At 64.0% G+C, this 20,071-nt stretch carries 35 protein-coding genes; 34 read left to right on the forward strand and 1 reads right to left on the reverse strand.

What is annotated here, in order from left to right:
- The 28 genes from AC11WY_RS13560 to rplQ all read left to right on the forward strand — a co-directional run.
- A partial coding sequence (locus tag AC11WY_RS13560; RefSeq protein WP_482926359.1) for an EF-Tu C-terminal domain-related protein occupies positions 1–195 on the forward strand: 195 nt, incomplete at its 5' end.
- Positions 196–265: 70 nt separating this feature from the next.
- Positions 266–574: a 30S ribosomal protein S10 gene (gene rpsJ / locus AC11WY_RS13565; RefSeq protein ID WP_482926361.1), complete on the forward strand. Its 309-nt coding sequence runs from the start codon at positions 266–268 to the stop codon at positions 572–574.
- A gap of 15 nt (positions 575–589) precedes the next feature.
- Positions 590–1,312, forward strand: a complete 723-nt coding sequence (rplC, locus tag AC11WY_RS13570; protein ID WP_482926363.1) for a 50S ribosomal protein L3 — start codon at positions 590–592, stop codon at positions 1,310–1,312.
- A complete protein-coding gene (gene rplD / locus AC11WY_RS13575; protein ID WP_482926365.1) occupies positions 1,309–1,944 on the forward strand; it encodes a 50S ribosomal protein L4 in 636 nt (211 codons plus the stop codon). Before rplC ends, rplD begins: the two co-directional genes overlap by 4 nt.
- A complete protein-coding gene (locus AC11WY_RS13580) occupies positions 1,941–2,237 on the forward strand; it encodes a 50S ribosomal protein L23 (protein ID WP_482926367.1) in 297 nt (98 codons plus the stop codon). Before rplD ends, AC11WY_RS13580 begins: the two co-directional genes overlap by 4 nt.
- A 100-nt stretch (positions 2,238–2,337) precedes the next feature.
- A complete protein-coding gene (gene rplB / locus AC11WY_RS13585; protein WP_482926369.1) occupies positions 2,338–3,174 on the forward strand; it encodes a 50S ribosomal protein L2 in 837 nt (278 codons plus the stop codon).
- A gap of 3 nt (positions 3,175–3,177) precedes the next feature.
- Positions 3,178–3,456 (forward strand): 30S ribosomal protein S19, encoded by a 279-nt coding sequence (rpsS, locus tag AC11WY_RS13590; RefSeq protein WP_482926371.1) that lies wholly within the window; start codon positions 3,178–3,180, stop codon positions 3,454–3,456.
- 5 nt (positions 3,457–3,461) lie between these two features.
- Positions 3,462–3,857: a 50S ribosomal protein L22 gene (rplV, locus tag AC11WY_RS13595; protein ID WP_482926373.1), complete on the forward strand. Its 396-nt coding sequence runs from the start codon at positions 3,462–3,464 to the stop codon at positions 3,855–3,857.
- A complete protein-coding gene (gene rpsC, locus AC11WY_RS13600) occupies positions 3,857–4,588 on the forward strand; it encodes a 30S ribosomal protein S3 (protein WP_482926375.1) in 732 nt (243 codons plus the stop codon). The genes rplV and rpsC overlap by 1 nt, the downstream gene beginning before the upstream one ends.
- An 11-nt stretch (positions 4,589–4,599) precedes the next feature.
- Positions 4,600–5,013, forward strand: a complete 414-nt coding sequence (gene rplP / locus AC11WY_RS13605; RefSeq protein ID WP_482926377.1) for a 50S ribosomal protein L16 — start codon at positions 4,600–4,602, stop codon at positions 5,011–5,013.
- Positions 5,014–5,125: 112 nt separating this feature from the next.
- Positions 5,126–5,329, forward strand: coding sequence for a 50S ribosomal protein L29 (rpmC, locus tag AC11WY_RS13610; RefSeq protein ID WP_482926379.1), 204 nt, complete (start codon positions 5,126–5,128; stop codon positions 5,327–5,329).
- 11 nt (positions 5,330–5,340) lie between these two features.
- Complete coding sequence (gene rpsQ / locus AC11WY_RS13615; protein ID WP_482926381.1) at positions 5,341–5,580, forward strand: 30S ribosomal protein S17; 240 nt, start codon at positions 5,341–5,343, stop codon at positions 5,578–5,580.
- 74 nt (positions 5,581–5,654) lie between these two features.
- Positions 5,655–6,023 carry a 50S ribosomal protein L14 gene (gene rplN, locus AC11WY_RS13620; RefSeq protein WP_023666245.1) on the forward strand — a complete coding sequence of 123 codons (369 nt, stop codon included), beginning with the start codon at positions 5,655–5,657 and terminating at the stop codon, positions 6,021–6,023.
- Entirely contained in the window at positions 6,023–6,328 is a 306-nt protein-coding gene (gene rplX / locus AC11WY_RS13625; protein ID WP_482926383.1) for a 50S ribosomal protein L24, read from the forward strand. The genes rplN and rplX overlap by 1 nt, the downstream gene beginning before the upstream one ends.
- Positions 6,328–6,888 carry a 50S ribosomal protein L5 gene (gene rplE / locus AC11WY_RS13630; RefSeq protein WP_482926385.1) on the forward strand — a complete coding sequence of 187 codons (561 nt, stop codon included), beginning with the start codon at positions 6,328–6,330 and terminating at the stop codon, positions 6,886–6,888. The genes rplX and rplE overlap by 1 nt, the downstream gene beginning before the upstream one ends.
- Positions 6,889–6,906: 18 nt before the next feature.
- Entirely contained in the window at positions 6,907–7,212 is a 306-nt protein-coding gene (gene rpsN, locus AC11WY_RS13635) for a 30S ribosomal protein S14 (protein WP_482926387.1), read from the forward strand.
- A 10-nt stretch (positions 7,213–7,222) separates the two neighbouring features.
- Positions 7,223–7,621 (forward strand): 30S ribosomal protein S8, encoded by a 399-nt coding sequence (gene rpsH / locus AC11WY_RS13640; RefSeq protein ID WP_482926389.1) that lies wholly within the window; start codon positions 7,223–7,225, stop codon positions 7,619–7,621.
- A gap of 10 nt (positions 7,622–7,631) precedes the next feature.
- Positions 7,632–8,165 (forward strand): 50S ribosomal protein L6, encoded by a 534-nt coding sequence (rplF, locus tag AC11WY_RS13645; protein WP_482926391.1) that lies wholly within the window; start codon positions 7,632–7,634, stop codon positions 8,163–8,165.
- 11 nt (positions 8,166–8,176) lie between these two features.
- The gene (gene rplR / locus AC11WY_RS13650) at positions 8,177–8,536 is read left to right on the forward strand and encodes a 50S ribosomal protein L18 (protein WP_482926393.1); all 360 of its coding nucleotides are present in this window, start codon (positions 8,177–8,179) and stop codon (positions 8,534–8,536) included.
- 10 nt (positions 8,537–8,546) lie between these two features.
- Entirely contained in the window at positions 8,547–9,119 is a 573-nt protein-coding gene (rpsE, locus tag AC11WY_RS13655; RefSeq protein ID WP_482926395.1) for a 30S ribosomal protein S5, read from the forward strand.
- Positions 9,120–9,130: 11 nt separating this feature from the next.
- Positions 9,131–9,319, forward strand: a complete 189-nt coding sequence (gene rpmD, locus AC11WY_RS13660) for a 50S ribosomal protein L30 (RefSeq protein ID WP_482926397.1) — start codon at positions 9,131–9,133, stop codon at positions 9,317–9,319.
- Positions 9,320–9,443: 124 nt separating this feature from the next.
- Positions 9,444–9,929 carry a 50S ribosomal protein L15 gene (gene rplO, locus AC11WY_RS13665; protein WP_482926399.1) on the forward strand — a complete coding sequence of 162 codons (486 nt, stop codon included), beginning with the start codon at positions 9,444–9,446 and terminating at the stop codon, positions 9,927–9,929.
- Positions 9,930–10,031: 102 nt separating this feature from the next.
- Positions 10,032–11,393, forward strand: a complete 1,362-nt coding sequence (gene secY / locus AC11WY_RS13670; RefSeq protein ID WP_482926401.1) for a preprotein translocase subunit SecY — start codon at positions 10,032–10,034, stop codon at positions 11,391–11,393.
- Positions 11,390–12,037, forward strand: a complete 648-nt coding sequence (locus AC11WY_RS13675) for an adenylate kinase (protein ID WP_482926403.1) — start codon at positions 11,390–11,392, stop codon at positions 12,035–12,037. Before secY ends, AC11WY_RS13675 begins: the two co-directional genes overlap by 4 nt.
- Positions 12,038–12,224: 187 nt before the next feature.
- Positions 12,225–12,593, forward strand: a complete 369-nt coding sequence (gene rpsM, locus AC11WY_RS13680; RefSeq protein WP_482926405.1) for a 30S ribosomal protein S13 — start codon at positions 12,225–12,227, stop codon at positions 12,591–12,593.
- 12 nt (positions 12,594–12,605) lie between these two features.
- Positions 12,606–12,995: a 30S ribosomal protein S11 gene (gene rpsK, locus AC11WY_RS13685; RefSeq protein WP_482926406.1), complete on the forward strand. Its 390-nt coding sequence runs from the start codon at positions 12,606–12,608 to the stop codon at positions 12,993–12,995.
- A 117-nt stretch (positions 12,996–13,112) separates the two neighbouring features.
- Entirely contained in the window at positions 13,113–14,129 is a 1,017-nt protein-coding gene (locus AC11WY_RS13690; protein ID WP_482926407.1) for a DNA-directed RNA polymerase subunit alpha, read from the forward strand.
- Between the two features lie 139 nt (positions 14,130–14,268).
- Positions 14,269–14,688: a 50S ribosomal protein L17 gene (rplQ, locus tag AC11WY_RS13695; protein WP_482926408.1), complete on the forward strand. Its 420-nt coding sequence runs from the start codon at positions 14,269–14,271 to the stop codon at positions 14,686–14,688.
- 105 nt (positions 14,689–14,793) lie between these two features.
- On the opposite strand, the gene AC11WY_RS13700 is transcribed toward rplQ, so the two are convergent.
- Positions 14,794–14,979: a hypothetical protein gene (locus tag AC11WY_RS13700; protein ID WP_482926410.1), complete on the reverse strand. Its 186-nt coding sequence runs from the start codon at positions 14,977–14,979 to the stop codon at positions 14,794–14,796.
- A gap of 79 nt (positions 14,980–15,058) precedes the next feature.
- On the opposite strand from AC11WY_RS13700, the gene AC11WY_RS13705 reads away from it, so the two are divergent.
- From AC11WY_RS13705 to AC11WY_RS13730, 6 genes are all read left to right on the forward strand, one after another.
- Entirely contained in the window at positions 15,059–15,670 is a 612-nt protein-coding gene (locus AC11WY_RS13705) for a helix-turn-helix transcriptional regulator (protein WP_482926412.1), read from the forward strand.
- A gap of 60 nt (positions 15,671–15,730) precedes the next feature.
- Positions 15,731–16,318 (forward strand): acyl-homoserine-lactone synthase, encoded by a 588-nt coding sequence (locus tag AC11WY_RS13710; RefSeq protein ID WP_482926414.1) that lies wholly within the window; start codon positions 15,731–15,733, stop codon positions 16,316–16,318.
- A gap of 120 nt (positions 16,319–16,438) precedes the next feature.
- Positions 16,439–17,749, forward strand: a complete 1,311-nt coding sequence (locus AC11WY_RS13715; protein WP_482926463.1) for a replication-associated recombination protein A — start codon at positions 16,439–16,441, stop codon at positions 17,747–17,749.
- 31 nt (positions 17,750–17,780) lie between these two features.
- Positions 17,781–18,155 carry a fluoride efflux transporter CrcB gene (gene crcB, locus AC11WY_RS13720; RefSeq protein ID WP_482926416.1) on the forward strand — a complete coding sequence of 125 codons (375 nt, stop codon included), beginning with the start codon at positions 17,781–17,783 and terminating at the stop codon, positions 18,153–18,155.
- Complete coding sequence (locus tag AC11WY_RS13725; RefSeq protein ID WP_482926418.1) at positions 18,152–19,198, forward strand: RluA family pseudouridine synthase; 1,047 nt, start codon at positions 18,152–18,154, stop codon at positions 19,196–19,198. The genes crcB and AC11WY_RS13725 overlap by 4 nt, the downstream gene beginning before the upstream one ends.
- Positions 19,195–19,914 (forward strand): ATP12 family chaperone protein, encoded by a 720-nt coding sequence (locus AC11WY_RS13730; RefSeq protein WP_482926420.1) that lies wholly within the window; start codon positions 19,195–19,197, stop codon positions 19,912–19,914. The genes AC11WY_RS13725 and AC11WY_RS13730 overlap by 4 nt, the downstream gene beginning before the upstream one ends.
- Positions 19,915–20,071 lie beyond the last annotated feature (157 nt).

Below are 20,071 nucleotides of genomic sequence, written 5' to 3' on the forward strand. Positions count from 1 at the left end.
TTCTACTTCCGCACGACGGACGTGACCGGCACGGTGATGCTGCCCGAAGGCACCGAGATGGTGATGCCGGGCGACAACCTGAAGTTCAACGTCGAACTGATCGCCCCGATCGCGATGGAAGAGAAGCTCCGCTTCGCCATCCGTGAAGGCGGCCGCACCGTCGGTGCAGGCGTCGTTTCGAAAATCATCGCGTAACCGGAAACTGGAAGAGGGGCGGCGGGGCGTTCGCGCCCCCCCGCTTCCCGCCAAGCCCAGAGGGCAAGACATGCAAGGTCAGACCATTCGAATCCGGCTGAAGGCCTTCGATTACCGCGTGCTGGATGCCAGCACGCTGGAAATCGTGAATACGGCCAAACGGACCGGCGCTACCGTCCGCGGGCCGATCCCGCTGCCGAACAAGATCGAGAAATTCACGGTTCTCCGTGGTCCGCACATCGACAAGAAGTCGCGCGACCAGTGGGAAATCCGGACGCACAAGCGTCTTCTCGACATCGTCGATCCGACCCCGCAGACCGTGGACGCGCTGATGAAGCTCGACCTCGCGGCCGGCGTGGACGTCGAGATCAAAGTTTAAGGGGGGCACGAAAAGATGCGCTCTGGAGTTATCGCAAAGAAGCTGGGGATGACCCGGCTGTTCCTGGAAGACGGCAAGCAGGTTCCTGTGACCGTTCTTCACCTCGACAGCCTGCAGGTCGTGGCGCAGCGCACCGCCGAGCGGGATGGCTATACCGCCGTCCAGCTTGGTGCGGGCGTGGCCAAGGCCAAGCGGACCACCGCCGCCATGCGCGGCCACTTCGCCGCGGCCAATGTCGCGCCGAAGCGCAAGATCGCGGAGTTCCGCGTGACCCCCGACTGCCTGATCGGCGTCGGCGAAGAGATCACGGCCGACCACTATGCCGCAGGGCAGTTTGTGGACATCGCCGGCACTTCGGTTGGCAAAGGCTTCCAGGGTGCCATGAAGCGGCACAACTTTGGCGGCCTGCGCGCCTCGCACGGGGTTTCGGTCTCGCACCGTTCGCACGGGTCCACGGGCCAGTGCCAGGATCCGGGCAAGGTGTTCAAGGGCAAGAAGATGGCCGGCCACATGGGGGCCGCCCGCGTGACCACGCAGAACCTGCAGGTCATCCGCACCGATGCCGACCGCGGCCTGATCATGGTCAAGGGCGCGGTGCCCGGCAACAAGGGCGGCTGGGTCACGATCAAGGACGCGGTGAAGAAGCCTGCGCCCGAGGGTCTGCCGATGCCTGCGGCGCTGAAATCCGCCAAGGTGGCCGTTGCCGCCGAAGCACACGCTGAAGGAGCCACCGAATGAAACTCGATGTGATCAAGCTCGATGCCGGCAAGGCGGGCTCGATCGATCTCGACGACGAGATCTTCGGGCTGGACCCGCGGGCGGACATCCTGCACCGGGTCGTGCGCTGGCAGCGCGCGAAGGCGCAGGCCGGCACCCATTCGGTGCTGACGCGCGCCGAAGTGTCGTATTCGACCAAGAAGATCTATCGCCAGAAGGGCACCGGCGGCGCTCGCCACGGTTCCAAGAAGGCGCCGATCTTCCGGCACGGTGGTGTCGTCAAGGGTCCGACCCCGCGCAGCCACGCCCATGACCTGCCCAAGAAGTTCCGGGCGCTGGGGCTGAAGCACGCGCTGTCGGCCAAGGCCCAGGCGGGCAAGCTGATCGTGCTGGAAGCGGCCGAGATGAGCGAAGCCAAGACCTCGGTTCTGGCCAAGGCCGCGCGCGAGCTTGGCTGGAAGCGTGTGCTGATCATCGACGGCGCGGAAGTGAACGAAAACTTCGCCCGCGCCGCGCGCAACATCGAAGGCATCGATGTGCTGCCGACGATGGGCGCCAACGTCTATGACATCCTGAAGCGTGACACCCTGGTGATCACCAAGGCCGGTGTCGAAGCCCTGGAAGCCCGTCTTGGGAATGGTGGTCTGAAATGAGCGCGAAACCCGAACACTACGACATCATCCGCAAGCCGGTGATCACCGAAAAGGCAACGATGGCCTCTGAAGCCAATGCGGTTGTCTTCCAGGTGGCAATCGACTCGACCAAGCCGCAGATCAAGGAAGCGGTGGAAAACCTCTTCGGCGTCAAGGTGAAGGCGGTGAACACGCTCGTCACCAAGGGCAAGGTCAAGAAGTTCCGCGGCAAGCCCGGCGTGCGGAACGACGTGAAGAAAGCCTACGTCACGCTCGAAGAGGGAAACACCATCGACGTGACGACGGGCCTCTGATAGAAGGCCGCGACTCCCGCGGCCCCGGTGCTTCCGGGGCCGCGGATCATTTGAGAAACCGGGTCAATGATGACCCGCAAGCTGACGGAAGACAGAAAGCATGGCACTCAAGTCGTACAATCCGACGACGCCTGGCCAGCGAGGGCTGGTTCTGATCGACCGTTCGGAGCTTTGGAAAGGCCGCCCGGTCAAGACCCTCACCGAGGGTTTGACCAAGTCGGGCGGACGGAACAACACCGGACGGATCACGATGTGGCACAAGGGTGGTGGCGCAAAGCGTCTCTACCGCATCGTGGACTTCAAGCGCACGAAGTTCGATATGCCCGCAACCGTTGAGCGGATCGAATACGATCCGAACCGGACCGCGTTCATCGCGCTGGTGAAATACGAGGATGGCACCCAGGCCTACATCCTTGCGCCGCAGCGTCTGGCTGTTGGTGACAAGGTCGTGGCCGGTGCCAAGACCGACGTGAAGCCGGGCAACGCGATGCCGTTCTCGGGGATGCCGATCGGCACGATCGTGCACAACGTCGAGCTGAAGGCCGGCAAGGGCGGCCAGCTGGCGCGCGCTGCGGGCACCTACGCCCAGTTCGTCGGTCGTGATGGCGGCTACGCGCAGATCCGGCTGTCGTCGGGCGAACTGCGGATGGTGCGCCAGGAGTGCATGGCGACGGTTGGCGCGGTCTCGAACCCCGACAACTCGAACCAGAACCTCGGCAAGGCCGGGCGTCGTCGGCACATGGGCATCCGCCCGACGGTGCGCGGCGTCGCGATGAACCCGATCGACCACCCGCACGGCGGCGGCGAAGGCCGCACCTCGGGCGGGCGGCATCCGGTTACCCCGTGGGGCAAGGGCACCAAGGGGACCAAGACCCGGAAGAACAAGACGACGGACAAGTATATTGTCCGGTCGCGCAATGCGAAGAAGGGGCGGTAATCCATGTCACGTTCGGTTTGGAAGGGCCCCTTTGTCGACGCCTATCTGCTGAAGAAAGCAGAGGCCTCGCGTGGGTCGACGCGCAGCGAAGTGATCAAGATCTGGTCGCGTCGCTCGACGATTCTGCCGCAGTTCGTCGGTCTGACGTTCGGCGTCTACAACGGCAAGAAGCACATCCCGGTGAACGTCACCGAGGAAATGATCGGCCAGAAGTTCGGTGAATACGCGCCGACGCGGACCTATTACGGTCACGCCGCCGACAAGAAAGCGAAGAGGAAATAAGCGTCATGGGTAAGGAAAAGAATCCGCGCCGCGTGGCCGATAACGAGGCGATGGCGAAGCTGAAGATGCTGAAGACATCGCCGCAGAAGCTGAACCTCGTCGCTGGCCTGATCCGTGGCAAGAAGGTGGAAAAGGCTCTGGCCGACCTCACCTTCTCGAAGAAGCGCATCGCCGGTGACGTGATGAAGTGCCTGCAATCCGCCATCGCCAACGCCGAGAACAACCACGGGCTCGACGTCGATGAACTGGTTGTGGCCGAGGCCTATGTCGGCAAGAACCTGACCCTGAAGCGCGGTCGCCCGCGCGCCCGCGGCCGGTTCGGCAAGATCATCAAGCCGTTCTCGGAATTGACGATCAAGGTCCGTCAGGTCGAAACCGCAGCCGTTGGGGAGCAAGCGTAATGGGTCAGAAGGTCAATCCGATCGGCATGCGCCTTCAGGTCAACCGCACCTGGGACAGCCGCTGGTTCGCCGAGTCGAAGGACTACGGCAACCTTCTGCTCGAAGACCTCCGCATGCGTGCGTTCATCTTCGAGGAAGCCAAGCAGGCCGGCGTGAGCCGCGTGATCATCGAACGCCCGCACAAGAAATGCCGCGTGACGATCCACACGGCACGCCCGGGCGTGATCATTGGCAAAAAAGGCGCCGATATCGAGACGTTGCGCAAGAAGCTTGCGGCCTTCACGAAGTCGGAACTGCATCTGAACATCGTCGAAGTGCGCAAGCCCGAACTTGACGCGCAACTGGTGGCCGAATCGATCACCCAGCAGCTTGAGCGCCGCGTGTCGTTCCGGCGCGCGATGAAGCGCGCGGTGCAGAACGCCATGCGCATGGGCGCGCTGGGGATCCGTGTGAACGTCGGTGGCCGCCTTGGCGGCGCCGAGATCGCGCGGACCGAGTGGTACCGCGAAGGCCGCGTGCCGCTGCACACCCTGCGCGCCGACATCGACTATGCGGTGCACGAGGCGAAAACCGCCTATGGCATCATCGGCGTGAAGGTCTGGATCTTCAAAGGCGAGATCCTCGAGCATGATCCGCAGGCGCATGACCGGCGGATGCAGGAAGCCAATGACAGCGGTGGGGCTTCGCGCCCGCCGCGCCGCGACGACCGCGACCGTCGCGACGCGCGCTAGGGAGAAAGACGATGCTGCAACCAAAGCGCACCAAATTCCGCAAACAGCACAAGGGCCGTATCCACGGCGAGGCCAAGGGCGGGTTCAACCTCGACTTCGGCACCTATGGCCTGAAGGCGACCGAACCCGAGCGCGTCACCGCGCGTCAGATCGAGGCCGCACGCCGCGCCCTGACCCGCCACATGAAGCGCCAGGGCCGGGTCTGGATTCGGATATTCCCGGACGTTCCGGTCACCTCCAAGCCCACCGAAGTGCGGATGGGCAAGGGCAAGGGCTCGGTCGACTACTGGGCCGCCCGAGTGAAGCCGGGCCGCATCATGTTTGAGATTGACGGCGTGGCCGAATCCGTGGCAAGGGAGGGCCTTCGCCTCGCAGCGATGAAACTTCCGGTCACCAGCCGGATCGTTGTCCGCGAGGACTGGTAATCCAATCCACTCGGACCCCCGCGGCAACGCGGGGGCCGCGTATTTTTTGAAGTTCATCAGGCACAGGGTAACCCGCTTCGGGGCCTTCTGATGAGTGCGAAAGGAAGAGGCGATGAACGCCGAAGAACTGAAGGGCAAGACGCCCGACCAGCTGCGCGATGCGCTGGTGTCGCTGAAGAAGGAGGCGTTCAACCTCCGCTTTCAGCAGGCGACCGGCCAACTTGAGAATACCGCCCGCATGCGCCTCGTCAAACGTGACGTTGCCCGCGTGAAGACGGTCCTGACCCAGAAAGCCGCGGAAGCGGCGGCGAAGTAAGGAGCACGCACATGCCCAAACGCATCCTGCAAGGCACCGTGACGAGCGACAAGAACGAGCAGACGATCACCGTCCTCGTTGAACGCCGCTTCAAGCACCCGGTCATGCTGAAGACCGTCCGGAAATCGAAGAAGTACCGGGCGCACGATGAGAACAACCAATTCAAGGTTGGCGACACTGTCCGCATCGAAGAGTGCGCGCCGATTTCGAAAACGAAACGCTGGACGGTGGTGACTGAAGCTTCGGCTTGACTCATCCCTTTCCGGTTTGAACGAAACCCTGGGGCAGCCGGAAGGCCAAGTCCCCAAAGGTCGGGAGAAACCAAATGATCCAGATGCAGACCAATCTGGATGTAGCTGACAACTCCGGCGCTCGCCGGGTGCAGTGCATCAAGGTTCTGGGTGGCTCGCATCGCCGCTATGCTTCCGTGGGCGACATCATCGTGGTGTCGGTCAAGGAAGCGATTCCGAAAGGCCGTGTGAAGAAGGGCGACGTCCGCAAGGCCGTTGTCGTGCGCACCGCCAAGGAAGTTCGCCGTGAAGACGGCACCTCCATCCGCTTCGACCGCAATGCCGCCGTCATCCTGAACAACCAGGGCGAACCGGTCGGAACCCGTATCTTCGGGCCGGTCGTGCGCGAGCTGCGGGCGAAGAACTTCATGAAGATCATCTCGCTGGCGCCGGAGGTGCTCTGATGGCCGCAAAACTCAAGAAGGGCGACAAGGTCGTCGTGCTGACGGGCAAGGACAAGGGCCGTCAGGGTGAGATCGGCCTGGTGATGCCGCAGGCGAACAAGGCCGTGGTCGAGGGCGTCAACGTCGCGATCCGCCATACCAAGCAAAGCCAGACCACGCAGGGCGGCCGCATCCCGAAAGCGATGCCGATCGACCTGTCGAACCTGGCGCTGCTGGACAGCAACGGCAAGGCGACGCGGGTCGGTTTCCGGGAGGAAAACGGCACCAAGGTCCGCTTCGCCAAGACCACCGGGGAGACGATCTGATGCTTGACGCAGCAAATTACACCCCGCGCCTGAAGGCGCTCTACAAGACCACGATGCGCCCGGCGCTGAAGGAAGAGTTCGGCTACACCAACGACATGCAGATCCCCCGGCTCGAGAAGATCGTGCTGAACATGGGCGTCGGCGAAGCCGTCAAGGACACCAAGAAGGTGAAGACCGCGGCGGAAGAGCTGTCGCGGATCGCCGGACAGAAGGCCGTCATCACCCACGCCAAGAAGTCGATCGCCGGCTTCCGCGTCCGTGAAGAAATGCCGCTGGGCTGCAAGGTCACGCTGCGCGGTGACCGGATGTACGAGTTCCTCGACCGCCTGATCACCATCGCACTGCCCCGCGTCCGCGACTTCCGCGGCGTCAAGGGCTCGTCCTTCGACGGCCGCGGCAACTTCGCGATGGGCCTGAAAGAGCAGATCGTGTTCCCCGAGATCGAGTTCGACAAGGTCGACGAGGTTCTCGGGATGGACATCATCATTTGCACGACGGCGGATAACGACGCGGCAGCGAAGGCGCTGTTGAAGCTCTGCAACATGCCCTTCAACAGCTGATCGCGGGAGGAACAGGATATGGCTAAGAAGTCTATGGTTGAACGCGAACTGAAGCGCCAGAAGATGGTGAAGCAGTACGCATCCCGCCGCGCCGCCCTGAAAACGGTGGCCAAGAACCAGGAGCTGACGGTGGAGGAACGCTTCAAGGCGAACCTCAAACTGGCGGCACTGCCCCGCAACTCCTCGGCGACACGCCTGCACAACCGGTGCCAACTCACCGGCCGCCCGCATGCGTATTACCGCAAGCTGAAACTCTCGCGGATCATGCTGCGCGATCTGGCCTCGTTCGGCCAGATCCCGGGCATGGTCAAGTCGAGCTGGTAAGGAGATCGCGATGTATGTGAACGATCCGATCGGCGACATGCTCACGCGCATTCGCAACGCCCAGCTTCGCGGCAAGTCCACCGTGGCGACGCCGGCGTCGAAGCTGCGCGCCTGGGTGCTCGACGTGCTGTCCGACGAAGGCTACATCCGTGGCTACGAGAAGAAAGACAGCGAGAACGGCCAGGGCGAACTGGTGATCAGCCTCAAGTACTACGAGGGCGCCCCGGTGATCCGCGAACTGAAGCGCGTGTCGAAGCCCGGTCGCCGGGTGTACATGAGCGTCAAGGACATCCCGAGCGTCCGCAATGGCCTCGGCGTCTCAATCGTCTCGACACCGAAGGGTGTCATGTCCGATGCAGCAGCACGGTCCGCCAACGTTGGCGGCGAAGTGCTCTGCACCGTGTTCTGAGGAGGGTGGGATGTCTCGTATTGGCAAGAAACCGGTCGAGCTGCCCAAGGGGGTTTCCGCAACCCTCGCCGGCCAGACCGTCGAAGTGAAGGGGCCGAAAGGCACCCTGACCTTTACCGCGACCGACGACGTGACGATCACGCTCGAAGGCACGCAACTGAAGGTGGCGCCGCGCGGCACGTCCAAGCGTGCGCGCTCGCAGTGGGGCCTGAGCCGCACGATGGTGGCGAACCTCGTCACCGGTGTGACCACCGGCTTCAAGAAAGAGCTCGAGATCAACGGCGTGGGTTACCGCGCCGCGATCCAGGGCAATGTGCTGAAGCTCGCGCTGGGCTACAGCCACGACGTGAATTTCGAGGTGCCCGCGGGTGTGACGATCACCACGCCGAAGCAGACCGAGATCATTATCGAGGGCATCGACGCCCAGCTTGTCGGCCAGGTCGCGGCAAACATCCGCGAATGGCGTGGTCCCGAGCCCTACAAGGGCAAAGGGATCAAGTACAAGGGTGAGTTCATCTTCCGCAAGGAAGGCAAGAAGAAGTAAGGACGGCAGAAATGGCGAACAACAAAAGAGAGCTGTTCCTCAAACGCCGCCTGCGCGTTCGGAACAAACTGCGGGCGATGTCGCACGGGCGTCTGCGCCTGTCCGTGCATCGGTCGAACAAGAACATCAGCGTGCAGCTGATCGACGATGTGAAAGGCGTGACCATCGCCGCGGCCTCCTCGCTGGAGAAGGATCTCGGTGTGGTCGGCAAGAACAACGTCGAAGCGGCCGCCAAGGTCGGCGCGGCGATTGCCGAGCGGGCGAAGAAGGCCGGGGTCGAAGAGTGCTATTTCGATCGTGGTGGTTTCCTCTTTCACGGCAAGATCGCGGCGCTCGCCGGGGCGGCGCGTGAAGGCGGCCTGAAGTTCTAGGGAGACGATGATGGCAGAACGTGACAACCGCCGGGAGGGCCGCGATCGTCGTGACGATCGCCGCGAAGAAACCCCGGAATTCGCCGATCGTCTCGTGGCGATCAACCGCGTGTCGAAAACCGTGAAAGGCGGCAAACGCTTCGGCTTTGCCGCACTCGTGGTGGTCGGTGACCAGCGCGGCCGCGTCGGCTTCGGCAAGGGCAAGGCGAAAGAAGTGCCCGAGGCGATCCGCAAGGCGACGGAGCAGGCGAAACGCAGCCTGGTTCGGGTGCCGCTGCGCGAAGGCCGCACGCTGCACCACGACATGGAAGGCCGCCACGGCGCCGGCAAGGTCGTGATGCGCACCGCGGTGGCGGGGACCGGCATCATCGCCGGTGGCCCGATGCGCGCGGTGTTCGAGATGCTGGGGCTGCAGGATGTCGTGGCGAAGTCGCTCGGCAGCACGAACCCCTACAACATGATCCGCGCGACCATCGACGGTCTGACGCAGGAATCGAGCCCCCGTCAGGTCGCGCAGCGTCGCGGCAAGAAGGTGTCCGACATCCTGAAGAAGGCCGACGCCGACGTCGCCGTCGAAGCGTAAGGAGAGACCGCATGGCCAAGACCATCGTCGTTCAGCAGATCGCCTCGGCAGCCCGCCGCCCCGAAATCCAGACCGCGACCCTCAAGGGGCTCGGGCTGAACAAGATGCGCCGCACGCGCGAACTGGAGGATACCCCCTCGGTTCGTGGCATGGTGAACAAGATCAGCCACCTCGTGAAGATCATCGAGGAACGCGGCTAAGGATTGGGCGGGGTTCACCTCCGCCCGACCCAATTCGCAGGGCGGGGGTGACCCCGTCTTCCCCATGAAACCGTGTTTGCCCCATCCGTCGCTGGCGGGGCAATTCCGGCAAGGAGAGAGCGACATGAGACTGAACGAACTGCACGACAATCCCGGCGCGACCAAGAAGCAGAAACGCGTGGCGCGTGGCCCGGGTTCGGGCAAGGGCAAGACCGCCGGCCGTGGCATCAAGGGTCAGAAGTCGCGTTCCGGCGTGGCCATCGGTGGTTACGAAGGCGGCCAGATGCCGCTCTACCGGCGCCTGCCGAAGCGGGGCTTCACCAAGCCGAACCGCAAGGAATGGGCCGTGGTGAACCTGGGCCTGATCCAGAAGTTCATCGACGCGGGCAAGCTGAGCATCGCCGAGACGATCACCGAAGAGGCGCTGGTCGCCGCGGGCCTGACCAACCACAAGCGGGACGGCATCCGCATCCTGGCGAAGGGCGAGATCACCGCGAAGATCGCGCTGGCGGTGTCGGGCGCGTCGAAGCCTGCCGTGGAAGCGGTCGAGAAGGCGGGCGGGACGATCGCGTTCGTCGTGATGCCGAAGACCGAAGCGGCGGCCGAATAAGAGGTTGTGAGCGGGCTCGTTCCCGCTTACATCATCCCTAGTTTTCCTGCGCCGCCGACCGGAAAACGGTTCGGCGGTGCTGTCATGAAAGAGACACCGGCTATGGCATCTGCTGCAGAGCAAATGGCGGCGAACTTGTCGTGGGGGGCGCTCGGGAAGGCGACCGACCTGCGGCAGCGCATCCTGTTCACCCTCGGGCTTCTGGTCATCTACCGTCTTGGCACCTGGATTCCGGTGCCGGGGATCGACCACACCGCGCTGACTCAATTCATGGACAAGGCCTCGACCGGCATCGGCGGCATTCTGTCGATGTTCACCGGCGGCGCAATCCGGCGGATGGGCATCTTCGCGCTTGGCATCATGCCTTACATCTCGGCTTCGATCATCGTGCAGCTTCTGACCACGATGGTGCCGCAGCTCGAAAGCCTGAAGAAGGAAGGCGAGCAGGGGCGCAAGAAGATCAACCAGTACACCCGCTATGGCACCGTCGGCCTAGCGCTGTTCCAGGGCTGGGGCATCGCGCGCTCGATCGAGCTGGGCAAGCTGGCGACCCATCCGGGCCTGAACTTCGAGCTTGCCTGCGTGATCACGCTGGTTGGCGGCACTCTGTTCCTGATGTGGCTGGGTGAACAGATCACCGCCCGCGGCATCGGCAACGGGGTGTCGCTGATCATCTTCGTCGGCATCATCGCGGAAACCCCCGCGGCCGCCGCCCGTTTCCTCAGCCAGGGGCGCGAGGGCGTCGTGTCGCCGGTTGTCATCATCGGGGTGATCCTGATGGTGGTGGCCACCATCGGCTTCGTGGTGTTCATGGAACGCGCGCTGCGCAAGATCCATATCCAGTATCCCCGTCGTCAGGTCGGCATGAAGGTCTATGACGGCGGCTCGTCGCATCTGCCGGTGAAGGTCAACCCCTCGGGCGTGATCCCGGCGATCTTCGCCTCGTCGCTTCTGTTGCTGCCCACCACGATCTCGACCTTCTCGGGCGACCAGACGGGCCCGGTCATGTCGACGATCCTCGCCTATTTCGGCCCCGGTCAGCCGCTCTATCTGGCGTTCTTCACCTTCATGATCGTGTTCTTCACCTTCTTCTACACCCACAACGTCGCCTTCAAGGTGGATGACGTGGCCGACAACCTGAAGAGCCAGAACGGTTTCATTCCGGGCATCCGCCCCGGCAAGAAGACCGAGGAATACCTGAGCTATGTGATGAACCGCATTCTGGTGATCGGCGCGGGCTATCTGGCCTTCGTCTGCCTGTTGCCGGAGATCCTGCGCAAGGAATTCGCCATCCCGTTCTACTTCGGCGGCACCTCGGTGCTGATCGTCGTGTCGGTGGCGATGGATACGGTCAGCCAGATCCAGTCGCATCTGCTGGCCCACCAGTACGAGGGGCTGATCGAGCGGTCGCAGTTGCGCGGCAAGAAGCGGGGCGCGGTGCGCAAGGCCCCGACCCGCAGATGAACGTCATCCTGCTGGGGCCGCCGGGGGCGGGCAAGGGAACGCAGGCCAAGCTGCTGATGGACGAGCGGGGAATGACCCAGCTGTCCACCGGCGACATGCTGCGCGAGGCCAAGACCAGCGGCACCGAGATGGGCCACCGCGTCGCCGAGGTGATGAACCGCGGCGAACTGGTGACCGACGAGATCGTGATCGGCCTGATCGAAAAGAAACTGAACGCCCCGCATGGTGCGGGCTTCATTTTCGACGGCTTTCCCCGCACCCTCGCGCAGGCTGATGCGCTTGGCGCGCTGTTGGCGCGGCATGGCGAAGCGCTGGACGCGGTGATCGAGATGCGGGTGGACGATGCCGCCCTTGTGGCGCGCATCACCGGGCGGTTCACCTGCGCCAAGTGCGGCGCGGTCTACCACGACACCACGATGCCGACGGCGACGCCCGGTATCTGCGATGCTTGCGGCGCGCAGGATTTCACGCGCCGGGCCGACGACACCGCCGATGCGTTGCGCCAAAGGCTGATGGAGTATTACAAGAAGACCTCGCCGCTGATCGGCTATTATCATGCCAAGGGCGTGCTGGTCAGCGTGGATGGCCTGGCCGATATCGACCATGTGGCGCAGGCGATCCGGAAAGTTCTTGACAAATACTGAACGTTCTGGCGGCTCGCCTTGACGGCACCGGAAAAACCCCATATCTCACGGCGTCTCGTAAAGAGAATCGCTTCGTACGGTGGCCTCGGTGCCATTTGAAGCGTTCGAGCCGGTTCGGAACGTCGTTCCGGATCCCGTTGTGAAAAAAGGTTCTGGAATCACGGAACCGCGACGAAAGGATACACGCGTGGCACGTATTGCTGGCGTAAACATTCCGACGGGGAAACGCGTCCCCATCGCTCTGACCTACATCCATGGCATCGGCCCGCACTTCGCCGAGCAAATCTGCGAATCCGTCAAGATCGACCGCGCCCGCCGCGTCAACGACCTGACCGACGCCGAAGTGCTTGCGATCCGCGAGTTCATCGACGCCAACCTGACGGTTGAGGGCGACCTGCGTCGCGAAGTCTCGACCAACATCAAGCGCCTGATGGACCTTGGCTGCTACCGCGGCCTGCGTCACCGCCGCAACCTGCCTGTGCGCGGTCAGCGCACCCACACCAACGCCCGCACCCGCAAAGGCCCCGCAAAGGCCATTGCCGGCAAAAAGAAATAAGGGGAGGCAGGAATGGCTCGTGAAAAGGTTCGCGCAAAGAAGAAAGAGCGGAAGAACATCGCTGCTGGCGTGGCGCATGTGAACTCGTCCTTCAACAACACGAAAATCCTGATCTCCGACGTGCAGGGCAATGCGATCGCTTGGTCGTCGGCTGGCACGATGGGGTTCAAGGGCTCGCGCAAGTCGACCCCCTACGCCGCCCAGATGGCGGCCGAGGATGCGGCCCGGAAGGCCCAGGAGCACGGCATGAAGACCGTCGAGGTCGAAGTGCAGGGCCCGGGTTCGGGGCGCGAGTCGGCGTTGCGCGCGCTGGCTGCAGTTGGTCTGAACGTCACCTCGATCCGCGACGTCACGCCGATGGCGCACAACGGTTGCCGCCCGCCGAAGCGTCGCCGCGTCTGACCGACAGAAATTCTTGCAGGGCCGCGCGATTTCGCGCGGCCCGCATCGTCATTTTATGATCCTCGGGCGTCCGCGGCTTCAGGACATGGGCCGCAGACAGGTATGGAGGCGACAAGCATGATCCACAAGAACTGGCAAGAACTGATCAAGCCGATGCAGCTTGACGTGAAGCCGGGTGCCGACCCGTCGCGTCAGGCGACGGTCGTGGCCGAACCGCTGGAACGCGGCTTTGGCCTGACCCTCGGGAACGCGCTGCGCCGGGTGCTGCTCTCGTCGCTGCAGGGCGCTGCGATCACCTCGATCCAGATCGACAACGTGCTGCACGAGTTTTCCTCAGTGGCGGGGGTCCGCGAGGACGTGACCGACATCGTGCTGAACCTCAAGGGCGTCGCGCTCAAGATGGAAGTCGAAGGGCCGAAGCGCCTGTCGATCTCGGCCAAGGGGCCGGGCGTGGTGACGGCGGGCGACATTTCGGAATCGAACGGCATCGAGGTTCTGAACAAGGACCACGTGATCTGCCACCTCGACGACGGCGCCGACGTGTTCATGGAACTGACCGTCAATATCGGCAAGGGCTATGTGGCGGCCGACAAGAACCGCCCCGAGGATGCCCCGATCGGCCTGATCCCGATCGACGCGATCTATTCGCCGGTGAAGAAGGTCAGCTACGAAGTGACCCCGACCCGCGAGGGCCAGGTGCTGGACTACGACAGGCTGACGCTGAAGGTGGAAACCGATGGCTCGCTGACGCCGGATGACGCGGTGGCCTATGCCGCGCGCATCCTGCAGGATCAGTTGTCGATCTTCGTCAACTTCGAGGAGCCGGAATCGGCGACCCGCGGTGCCGAGGACGAGGGGCTGGAATTCAACCCGCTCTTGCTGAAGAAAGTCGACGAGCTGGAGCTTTCGGTCCGCTCGGCAAACTGCCTGAAGAACGACAACATCGTCTACATCGGCGATCTGATCCAGAAAACCGAAGCCGAGATGCTGCGCACCCCGAACTTTGGCCGCAAGTCGCTGAACGAGATCAAGGAAGTGCTGTCCGGCATGGGCCTGCACCTTGGCATGGATGTCGAGGACTGGCCGCCGGAGAACATCGAAGACCTCGCCAAGCGGTTTGAAGACCAGTTCTGATTGACGAACACGGGGGCTGTCGGCTAGACGGCCCCCGATCAAATGCCCGGACTGCCGGGGAATGAACGGGCATGGTGCCCCAAGGTGAGCAGGCCGCGCGACAGGTCTGCCGGACAAAGCAAAACGACGGAGACAACAGATGAACCACGGAGCCGGCTACCGCCGCCTGAACCGCACCCAGGAACACCGCAAGGCGCTGTTCGCCAACATGTGCGGGTCGCTGATCGAGCATGAGCAGATCAAGACGACGCTGCCGAAAGCGAAGGAACTGCGCCCGGTGATCGAGAAGCTGATCACGCTGGCGAAACGCGGCGATCTGCACGCCCGCCGCCAGGCCGCCTCGCAACTGAAGCAGGACGCCTATGTCGCGCGTCTCTTTGACATTCTCGGCCCGCGCTACAAGGACCGTCAGGGTGGCTATGTGCGCGTGCTGAAAGCCGGGTTCCGCTATGGCGACATGGCGCCGATGGCGATCATCGAATTCGTCGACCGCGATCCGAACGCGAAGGGCGCCGCCGACAAGGCGCGCGTTGCCGCCGCCGAGTCCGCCGAAGACTGATCGCGTCCCGACAAGAGACGGCGAGTCTTGCCGACACGAAAGAGCCCGCCATCGGCGGGCTCTGTTCATTCTTGCGGTGCGGATGGCCCGTCGTTCCGGGGTCGGTCAATTCGTCGCAGCGGTGCGAGACTTGCGCCACCCGGTTGGCGTGACGGCGACGCTCGCCACCAGCTCCTCGACCGAATTCGGCGTTACAGGCGTCGATCCGAGGAATTCGAGCACATCGTGCCGCAAGGAAATCGGCAGCGACATGATGCGGGCAAATGCGGAGGGTTCCAGATTACTCTTCATGACACACACTCAACCTGAGTAGTTGGGGACGTGATCAATTTACGGTTGACTGCGAATACCGCAACCTGTCTAAAAAGACATGTCCATGACCCCAGGTATCGATTTGTTGCTCCAGGAGCTCGCGCTGCTGTCCCCGGCCGGGTATTTTCTGGGCCTGCACATCCGCTTTGCGGCCCCGTTGATCACGTTTCAGACCTATCCGCAGGAATGGACCGACCACTACACCAACCAAGGCTACGCCCTGCGCGACCCGATGATCGCCTGGGGCTTCTCGACCACCGGGGCCTCGCGCTGGAGCGAGATCAAGATCCCCGACCCATTCGGTATTTTCGCCCAGGCCGCGTCCTTCGGGATGCGCTACGGCGTGTCGGTGTCCTGTGGCCCGATCAGTTCGCGCACCATCGGCGGGTGTGCGCGCAGCGATCGTGAGTACACCGATCAAGAGCTTCGGAAAATAGAGCAGATGACAAACCGGCTGCACGATACAACGCAGCCACCGGAGAGTCTGACACAGGCGCAGATCGACGCCCTGCGATTAATCGCGGCGGGAGATCGTCATGCTGCGGCAGCCGCCAAGCTCAACATTTCCGAGAGCGCCCTGAAGGCTCGCCTGAACTCGGCTCGACAGCGGTTGCTGGCCAGAACCACTGCCGAGGCTATCCAGCGCGCAAAGGATTACCGTCTGCTTTAGCGTCACGTCTTCCGTCGCCGCGCAGGGTTTCCCCACAAACCCAAGCTGGAGACCAAGACCATGCAAACCACCACGCTTTCCTTTGCCAACATGCACAACCACGGGGAGCTTTTCGCCAACCTTCTTCGCGCACGGCGACAGTCGTTCATCGTGCAGAACAAGTGGGATCTGCCCGAGGCACTCGGGATGGAGTACGACCAGTATGACACCCCGGCCAGCCGCTGGATCGCAGTGCACGAGTTCGGCGAGATTCTCGCCGGCATCCGGCTGACGCCGACCACCGCCCGCTGCGGGATGTACAGCTACATGATTCGCGACGCGCAACGCGGGCTGCTGGAGACGATCCCGGCCGACCTGCTTTACGAAGAGGCGCCGGTGGCCAGTCATGTCTGGGAATCGAGCCGGGTCTTTGTCTCGCACACGACGCCGATGAAGATCCGCCGCCATGTGCACGCCTACCTGATCATGGAGATGATGAAATCGGCGCGCGAACTGGGGGCGACGCGGGTTCTGGGCCTGATCCCGGCGAACTGGCCACGCTGGGCCAGCCGCTGCGGGCTGGATGCCGTAGCGGCCGGGCGTGTGCTGAACATCGACGGCGACGAAAGTCAGTGCGTCACCATCAACCTGATGGGCAATCTGCACTGATCCCACGGGGACACCCGTCTTGCGCGCCCCCGGTTGCAGGACCGGGGGTATCGCGAGGCTTCGATGACGCGACTGCATCTGCGCTTTCACCCGGACGGGCGGCGGCGTAACTTGGCGCCCATGTCCGATCTGTTCGACTCCGCCAAACCAGAGACGCCCGAGGCGCCGCGCCCGCTGGCCGACCGGCTTCGGCCACGGCGCCTGTCCGAGGTGATCGGGCAGGGGGCCGTGCTGTCGCCCGAGGGGCCGCTGGGGTCCATGCTGGCGGCAGGCAGCCTGTCGTCGCTGATCCTCTGGGGTCCACCCGGCGTGGGCAAGACCACCATCGCGCGGCTGCTGGCGGCCGAGACCGACCTGAGCTTCGTGCAGATCAGCGCCATCTTCTCGGGTGTGCCGGAACTGCGCAAGGTGTTCGAAAGCGCGAAATTGCGCCGCCAGAACGGGCAGGGCACGCTGCTGTTCGTCGACGAGATTCATCGCTTCAACAAGGCGCAGCAGGACGGCTTTCTGCCCTACATGGAGGACGGCACGATCCTGCTGGTCGGCGCCACCACCGAAAACCCCAGTTTCGAGCTGAACGCGGCGCTTTTGTCGCGCGCGCAGGTGATCGTGCTGGAACGGCTGTCGCTGGCGGACCTTGAGAGGCTGGCACAACGCGCCGAGCAGGACCTGGGCCGCGCCATTCCGCTGAAGGCCGAGGCGCGCGAACGGCTGCTGGAAATGGCCGATGGCGACGGCCGGGCGCTGCTGAACCTGGTCGAGCAGGTGATGGCCTGGAAGCTGACGGCACCGCTGGATACGCAAGCGCTGGCCCAGCGGCTGATGCGACGGGCGGCGAAATACGACAAGTCGGGCGACGAGCATTTCAACCTGATTTCGGCCCTGCACAAATCGGTGCGGGGGTCGGACCCCGATGCAGCGCTCTACTGGTTTGCGCGGATGCTGGAGGGTGGAGAAGACCCGCGCTATCTCGCCCGCCGCATCACCCGGATGGCGATCGAGGATATCGGGTTGGCCGACCCGCAGGCCCAGACGCAATGCCTGCACGCCTGGGAGCTGTACGAGCGGCTGGGTAGCCCCGAAGGCGAACTGGCGCTGGCGCAGGCGGTGATCTACCTGGCGCTGGCGCCCAAGTCGAACGCGGGCTATACGGCCTACAAGGCGGCGCGGGAAGAAGCGCGGCGCACCGGTTCGGCGATGCCGCCCAAGCACATCCTGAACGCCCCGACCCGGATGATGAAGGATCAGGGCTACGGCGCGGGTTACAGCTATGACCACGATGCCGAGGACGGCTTTTCCGGTCAGGATTACTTCCCCGAGGGAATTCGACGCCCGGTCTTTTATCAGCCCCCCGAAAGGGGCTATGAACGCGAGTTGAAAAAGCGAGTCGAGTATTTCGCCAAGCTGCGCCAGAAGCGGCAGGGCGGCTGAGCCGACCGGATGAGGAACGAGACGGATGTTGATGACGATACTTCAGGTTGCCGTTGGTGGCGCGATCGGCTCGGTGGCCCGCTACCTGTCCGGCGTCGCGGTCATGCGCAGTCTTGGCCCGCATGACTTTCCGCTCGGGGTGATTTTCGTCAACGTCCTGGGGTCGTTCATCATGGGCGCGCTGATCGTGTTTCTCGGCCAGAAGGGCCTGACCCACCTGAACGCCTTCCTCGCCACCGGCATCCTTGGCGGGTTCACCACGTTTTCCTCGTTTTCGCTGGAAAGCTGGCGACTGTTCGACACCGGCCGCTACGAGCTTGCGGCGACCTATATCGGGCTGTCGGTGGGGGTGTCGCTGCTGGCGCTGGTCGGGGGCGTTCACCTGATGCGCACGGTGCTGGCATGAGCGGGGTCAAGACGCTGACGGTTTCCGCCGACGAAGGTGAACAGCGGCTGGACCGCTGGATCAAGCGGCGCTTTCCGCAGGTGACGCAGGGCGCGGTGGAAAAGATGTGCCGCACCGGCCAGGTGCGCGTCGATGGCGGCCGGGTGAAAGCCTCCAGCCACGTCGCGCCCGGCATGGTGGTGCGACTGCCGCCGCTGCCCGATACCCCGCCGCCGCCGCGCGAGGCGCAGGTGGGCGTGTCGAAGTCTGACGCCGAGATGATCCAGGCCGCGGTGCTGTGGAAAGACGAGCACATGATCGTGCTGAACAAGCCCGCGGGCCTGCCCAGTCAGGGCGGCTCGGGGCAGACCGAGCGGCATGTGGACGGGCTGACCGAGGCGCTGAAGTTCGGCTACAAGGACCGCCCCAAGCTGGTGCACCGGCTCGACAAGGATACCTCGGGCATCCTGATGCTGGCCCGCACCGACCGGGTGGCGCGCGCGCTGAGCGAGGCGCTCAGGCATCGGGCGGCGCGCAAGATCTACTGGGCCGTGGTGGCGGGTGTGCCGAACCCGCGCCAGGGCTCGATCAAATACGGGCTGATGAAGGCGCCGGGTCGCGGGCGGGGCGGCGAGGGCGAGAAGATGATCTGCATCCATCCCGCGCAGATGGCCGAACACCCCGATGCGAAACGGGCGCAGACCGATTTCTTCACGCTGTGGTTCCTGGGCAGCCGCCTGTCGTGGATGGCGCTGGAACCGGTGACCGGCCGCACCCACCAGTTGCGCGCCCACATGGCCGAGATCGGGCACCCGATCCTGGGCGACGGGAAGTATGGCGGCTCGTCGCAGGAAAACCAGGGCGACGGCTGGGGCGCGGCGGTCGGCGGCGACATCAGCCGCAAGCTGCACCTGCATGCGCGCAGCCTGACCATCGAACATCCGATCACCAAGAAGATGATGACCTTCACCGCGCCGCTGCCCGAGCACATGAAGCGGACGTGGGAGACCTTTGGCTGGGGCGAAACCGACGTGCCCGCCGACCCCTTCACGGAGAAGGCATGACCGACTGGGCCCCGAAACGCTTCTGGACCGAGGCGCGGGCCGAGGCGGTTGAGGGTGGCTACGCCATCCGGCTTGATACCCGGCCGGTGAAAACCCCGGCGCGGGCGCCGCTGGTGGTGCCGACGCTGCCGCTGGCCGAAGCGATTGCCGCGGAATGGCAGGCGCAGGACAAGGTTGTCGATCCGCGCACGATGCCCTTCACCCGTTCGGCCAATGCCGCCATCGACAAGGTCGCGCCGCAGTTCGCCGAGGTGGCCGACCTGATCGCCGCCTATGGCGACAGCGATCTCTTGTGCTACCGCGCGGTGGCGCCCGCCGTGCTGGTGGCGCGCCAGGCCGCGGGCTGGGATCCGCTGCTCGCCTGGGTCGCCGAGGTGCTGGGGGCACCGCTGCGCCCGGTTCAGGGCGTGACTCACCACCCGCAGGCGGAAGCGAGCCTTCGCAGGCTGGATGCGGTGGTGCGGGCGCTTTCCGCGTTCGAACTGACGGCCATGCACGATCTGGTATCGCTCTCGGGCTCGCTGGTAATCGGCTTGGCGGCGATCCGCGACCATGCCCCGGTCGAGACATTGTGGCGCCTGTCCCGAATCGACGAGGACTGGCAGCGCGAGCTTTGGGGCACCGACGAGGAGGCCGCGGCGGCCGAAGCGGTGAAGCGGGACGCGTTCGCCCATGCGGGGCGGTTTTTCGGCCTGTGCCAAGGGGCGCATCCCTGACCCGCCCGCTGCAGGCGTTCCGCCGCAACACCCCGACGCCAACCGATATTCTCACCTCGCGCAAAAGTGAGCCGATATGGCTCAAGATTCAACGCTTTGGCGCTTGCGTGAGGTAAATCCGACACAAGTCTTGACGTTTTCTTGTGATTTGGACCAC

This window comes from Solirhodobacter sp. (assembly GCF_964715405.1).

What these genes read in the sequence shown, in the direction of transcription:
- rplE (WP_482926385.1), top strand. Translation starts at nt 6,328, where the DNA reads ATGCTTGACGCAGCAAATTACACCCCGCGCCTGAAGGCGCTCTACAAG.
- rplV (WP_482926373.1), top strand. Translation starts at nt 3,462, where the DNA reads ATGGGTAAGGAAAAGAATCCGCGCCGCGTGGCCGATAACGAGGCGATG.
- rplO (WP_482926399.1), top strand. Translation starts at nt 9,444, where the DNA reads ATGAGACTGAACGAACTGCACGACAATCCCGGCGCGACCAAGAAGCAG.
- rplF (WP_482926391.1), top strand. Translation starts at nt 7,632, where the DNA reads ATGTCTCGTATTGGCAAGAAACCGGTCGAGCTGCCCAAGGGGGTTTCC.
- rpsK (WP_482926406.1), top strand. Translation starts at nt 12,606, where the DNA reads ATGGCTCGTGAAAAGGTTCGCGCAAAGAAGAAAGAGCGGAAGAACATC.
- rpsN (WP_482926387.1), top strand. Translation starts at nt 6,907, where the DNA reads ATGGCTAAGAAGTCTATGGTTGAACGCGAACTGAAGCGCCAGAAGATG.
- rplC (WP_482926363.1), top strand. Translation starts at nt 590, where the DNA reads ATGCGCTCTGGAGTTATCGCAAAGAAGCTGGGGATGACCCGGCTGTTC.
- rpmD (WP_482926397.1), top strand. Translation starts at nt 9,131, where the DNA reads ATGGCCAAGACCATCGTCGTTCAGCAGATCGCCTCGGCAGCCCGCCGC.
- AC11WY_RS13730 (WP_482926420.1), top strand. Translation starts at nt 19,195, where the DNA reads ATGACCGACTGGGCCCCGAAACGCTTCTGGACCGAGGCGCGGGCCGAG.
- rpsJ (WP_482926361.1), top strand. Translation starts at nt 266, where the DNA reads ATGCAAGGTCAGACCATTCGAATCCGGCTGAAGGCCTTCGATTACCGC.
- rplN (WP_023666245.1), top strand. Translation starts at nt 5,655, where the DNA reads ATGATCCAGATGCAGACCAATCTGGATGTAGCTGACAACTCCGGCGCT.
- secY (WP_482926401.1), top strand. Translation starts at nt 10,032, where the DNA reads ATGGCATCTGCTGCAGAGCAAATGGCGGCGAACTTGTCGTGGGGGGCG.
- AC11WY_RS13725 (WP_482926418.1), top strand. Translation starts at nt 18,152, where the DNA reads ATGAGCGGGGTCAAGACGCTGACGGTTTCCGCCGACGAAGGTGAACAG.
- rpsS (WP_482926371.1), top strand. Translation starts at nt 3,178, where the DNA reads ATGTCACGTTCGGTTTGGAAGGGCCCCTTTGTCGACGCCTATCTGCTG.
- AC11WY_RS13710 (WP_482926414.1), top strand. Translation starts at nt 15,731, where the DNA reads ATGCAAACCACCACGCTTTCCTTTGCCAACATGCACAACCACGGGGAG.
- AC11WY_RS13705 (WP_482926412.1), top strand. Translation starts at nt 15,059, where the DNA reads ATGTCCATGACCCCAGGTATCGATTTGTTGCTCCAGGAGCTCGCGCTG.
- AC11WY_RS13700 (WP_482926410.1), bottom strand. Translation starts at nt 14,979, where the DNA reads ATGAAGAGTAATCTGGAACCCTCCGCATTTGCCCGCATCATGTCGCTG.
- rpsQ (WP_482926381.1), top strand. Translation starts at nt 5,341, where the DNA reads ATGCCCAAACGCATCCTGCAAGGCACCGTGACGAGCGACAAGAACGAG.
- rplQ (WP_482926408.1), top strand. Translation starts at nt 14,269, where the DNA reads ATGAACCACGGAGCCGGCTACCGCCGCCTGAACCGCACCCAGGAACAC.
- rplD (WP_482926365.1), top strand. Translation starts at nt 1,309, where the DNA reads ATGAAACTCGATGTGATCAAGCTCGATGCCGGCAAGGCGGGCTCGATC.
- crcB (WP_482926416.1), top strand. Translation starts at nt 17,781, where the DNA reads ATGACGATACTTCAGGTTGCCGTTGGTGGCGCGATCGGCTCGGTGGCC.
- rpsH (WP_482926389.1), top strand. Translation starts at nt 7,223, where the DNA reads ATGTATGTGAACGATCCGATCGGCGACATGCTCACGCGCATTCGCAAC.
- AC11WY_RS13580 (WP_482926367.1), top strand. Translation starts at nt 1,941, where the DNA reads ATGAGCGCGAAACCCGAACACTACGACATCATCCGCAAGCCGGTGATC.
- rpsC (WP_482926375.1), top strand. Translation starts at nt 3,857, where the DNA reads ATGGGTCAGAAGGTCAATCCGATCGGCATGCGCCTTCAGGTCAACCGC.
- rplR (WP_482926393.1), top strand. Translation starts at nt 8,177, where the DNA reads ATGGCGAACAACAAAAGAGAGCTGTTCCTCAAACGCCGCCTGCGCGTT.
- rpmC (WP_482926379.1), top strand. Translation starts at nt 5,126, where the DNA reads ATGAACGCCGAAGAACTGAAGGGCAAGACGCCCGACCAGCTGCGCGAT.
- rplB (WP_482926369.1), top strand. Translation starts at nt 2,338, where the DNA reads ATGGCACTCAAGTCGTACAATCCGACGACGCCTGGCCAGCGAGGGCTG.
- AC11WY_RS13675 (WP_482926403.1), top strand. Translation starts at nt 11,390, where the DNA reads ATGAACGTCATCCTGCTGGGGCCGCCGGGGGCGGGCAAGGGAACGCAG.
- rplX (WP_482926383.1), top strand. Translation starts at nt 6,023, where the DNA reads ATGGCCGCAAAACTCAAGAAGGGCGACAAGGTCGTCGTGCTGACGGGC.
- AC11WY_RS13715 (WP_482926463.1), top strand. Translation starts at nt 16,439, where the DNA reads ATGTCCGATCTGTTCGACTCCGCCAAACCAGAGACGCCCGAGGCGCCG.
- rpsE (WP_482926395.1), top strand. Translation starts at nt 8,547, where the DNA reads ATGGCAGAACGTGACAACCGCCGGGAGGGCCGCGATCGTCGTGACGAT.
- AC11WY_RS13690 (WP_482926407.1), top strand. Translation starts at nt 13,113, where the DNA reads ATGATCCACAAGAACTGGCAAGAACTGATCAAGCCGATGCAGCTTGAC.
- rplP (WP_482926377.1), top strand. Translation starts at nt 4,600, where the DNA reads ATGCTGCAACCAAAGCGCACCAAATTCCGCAAACAGCACAAGGGCCGT.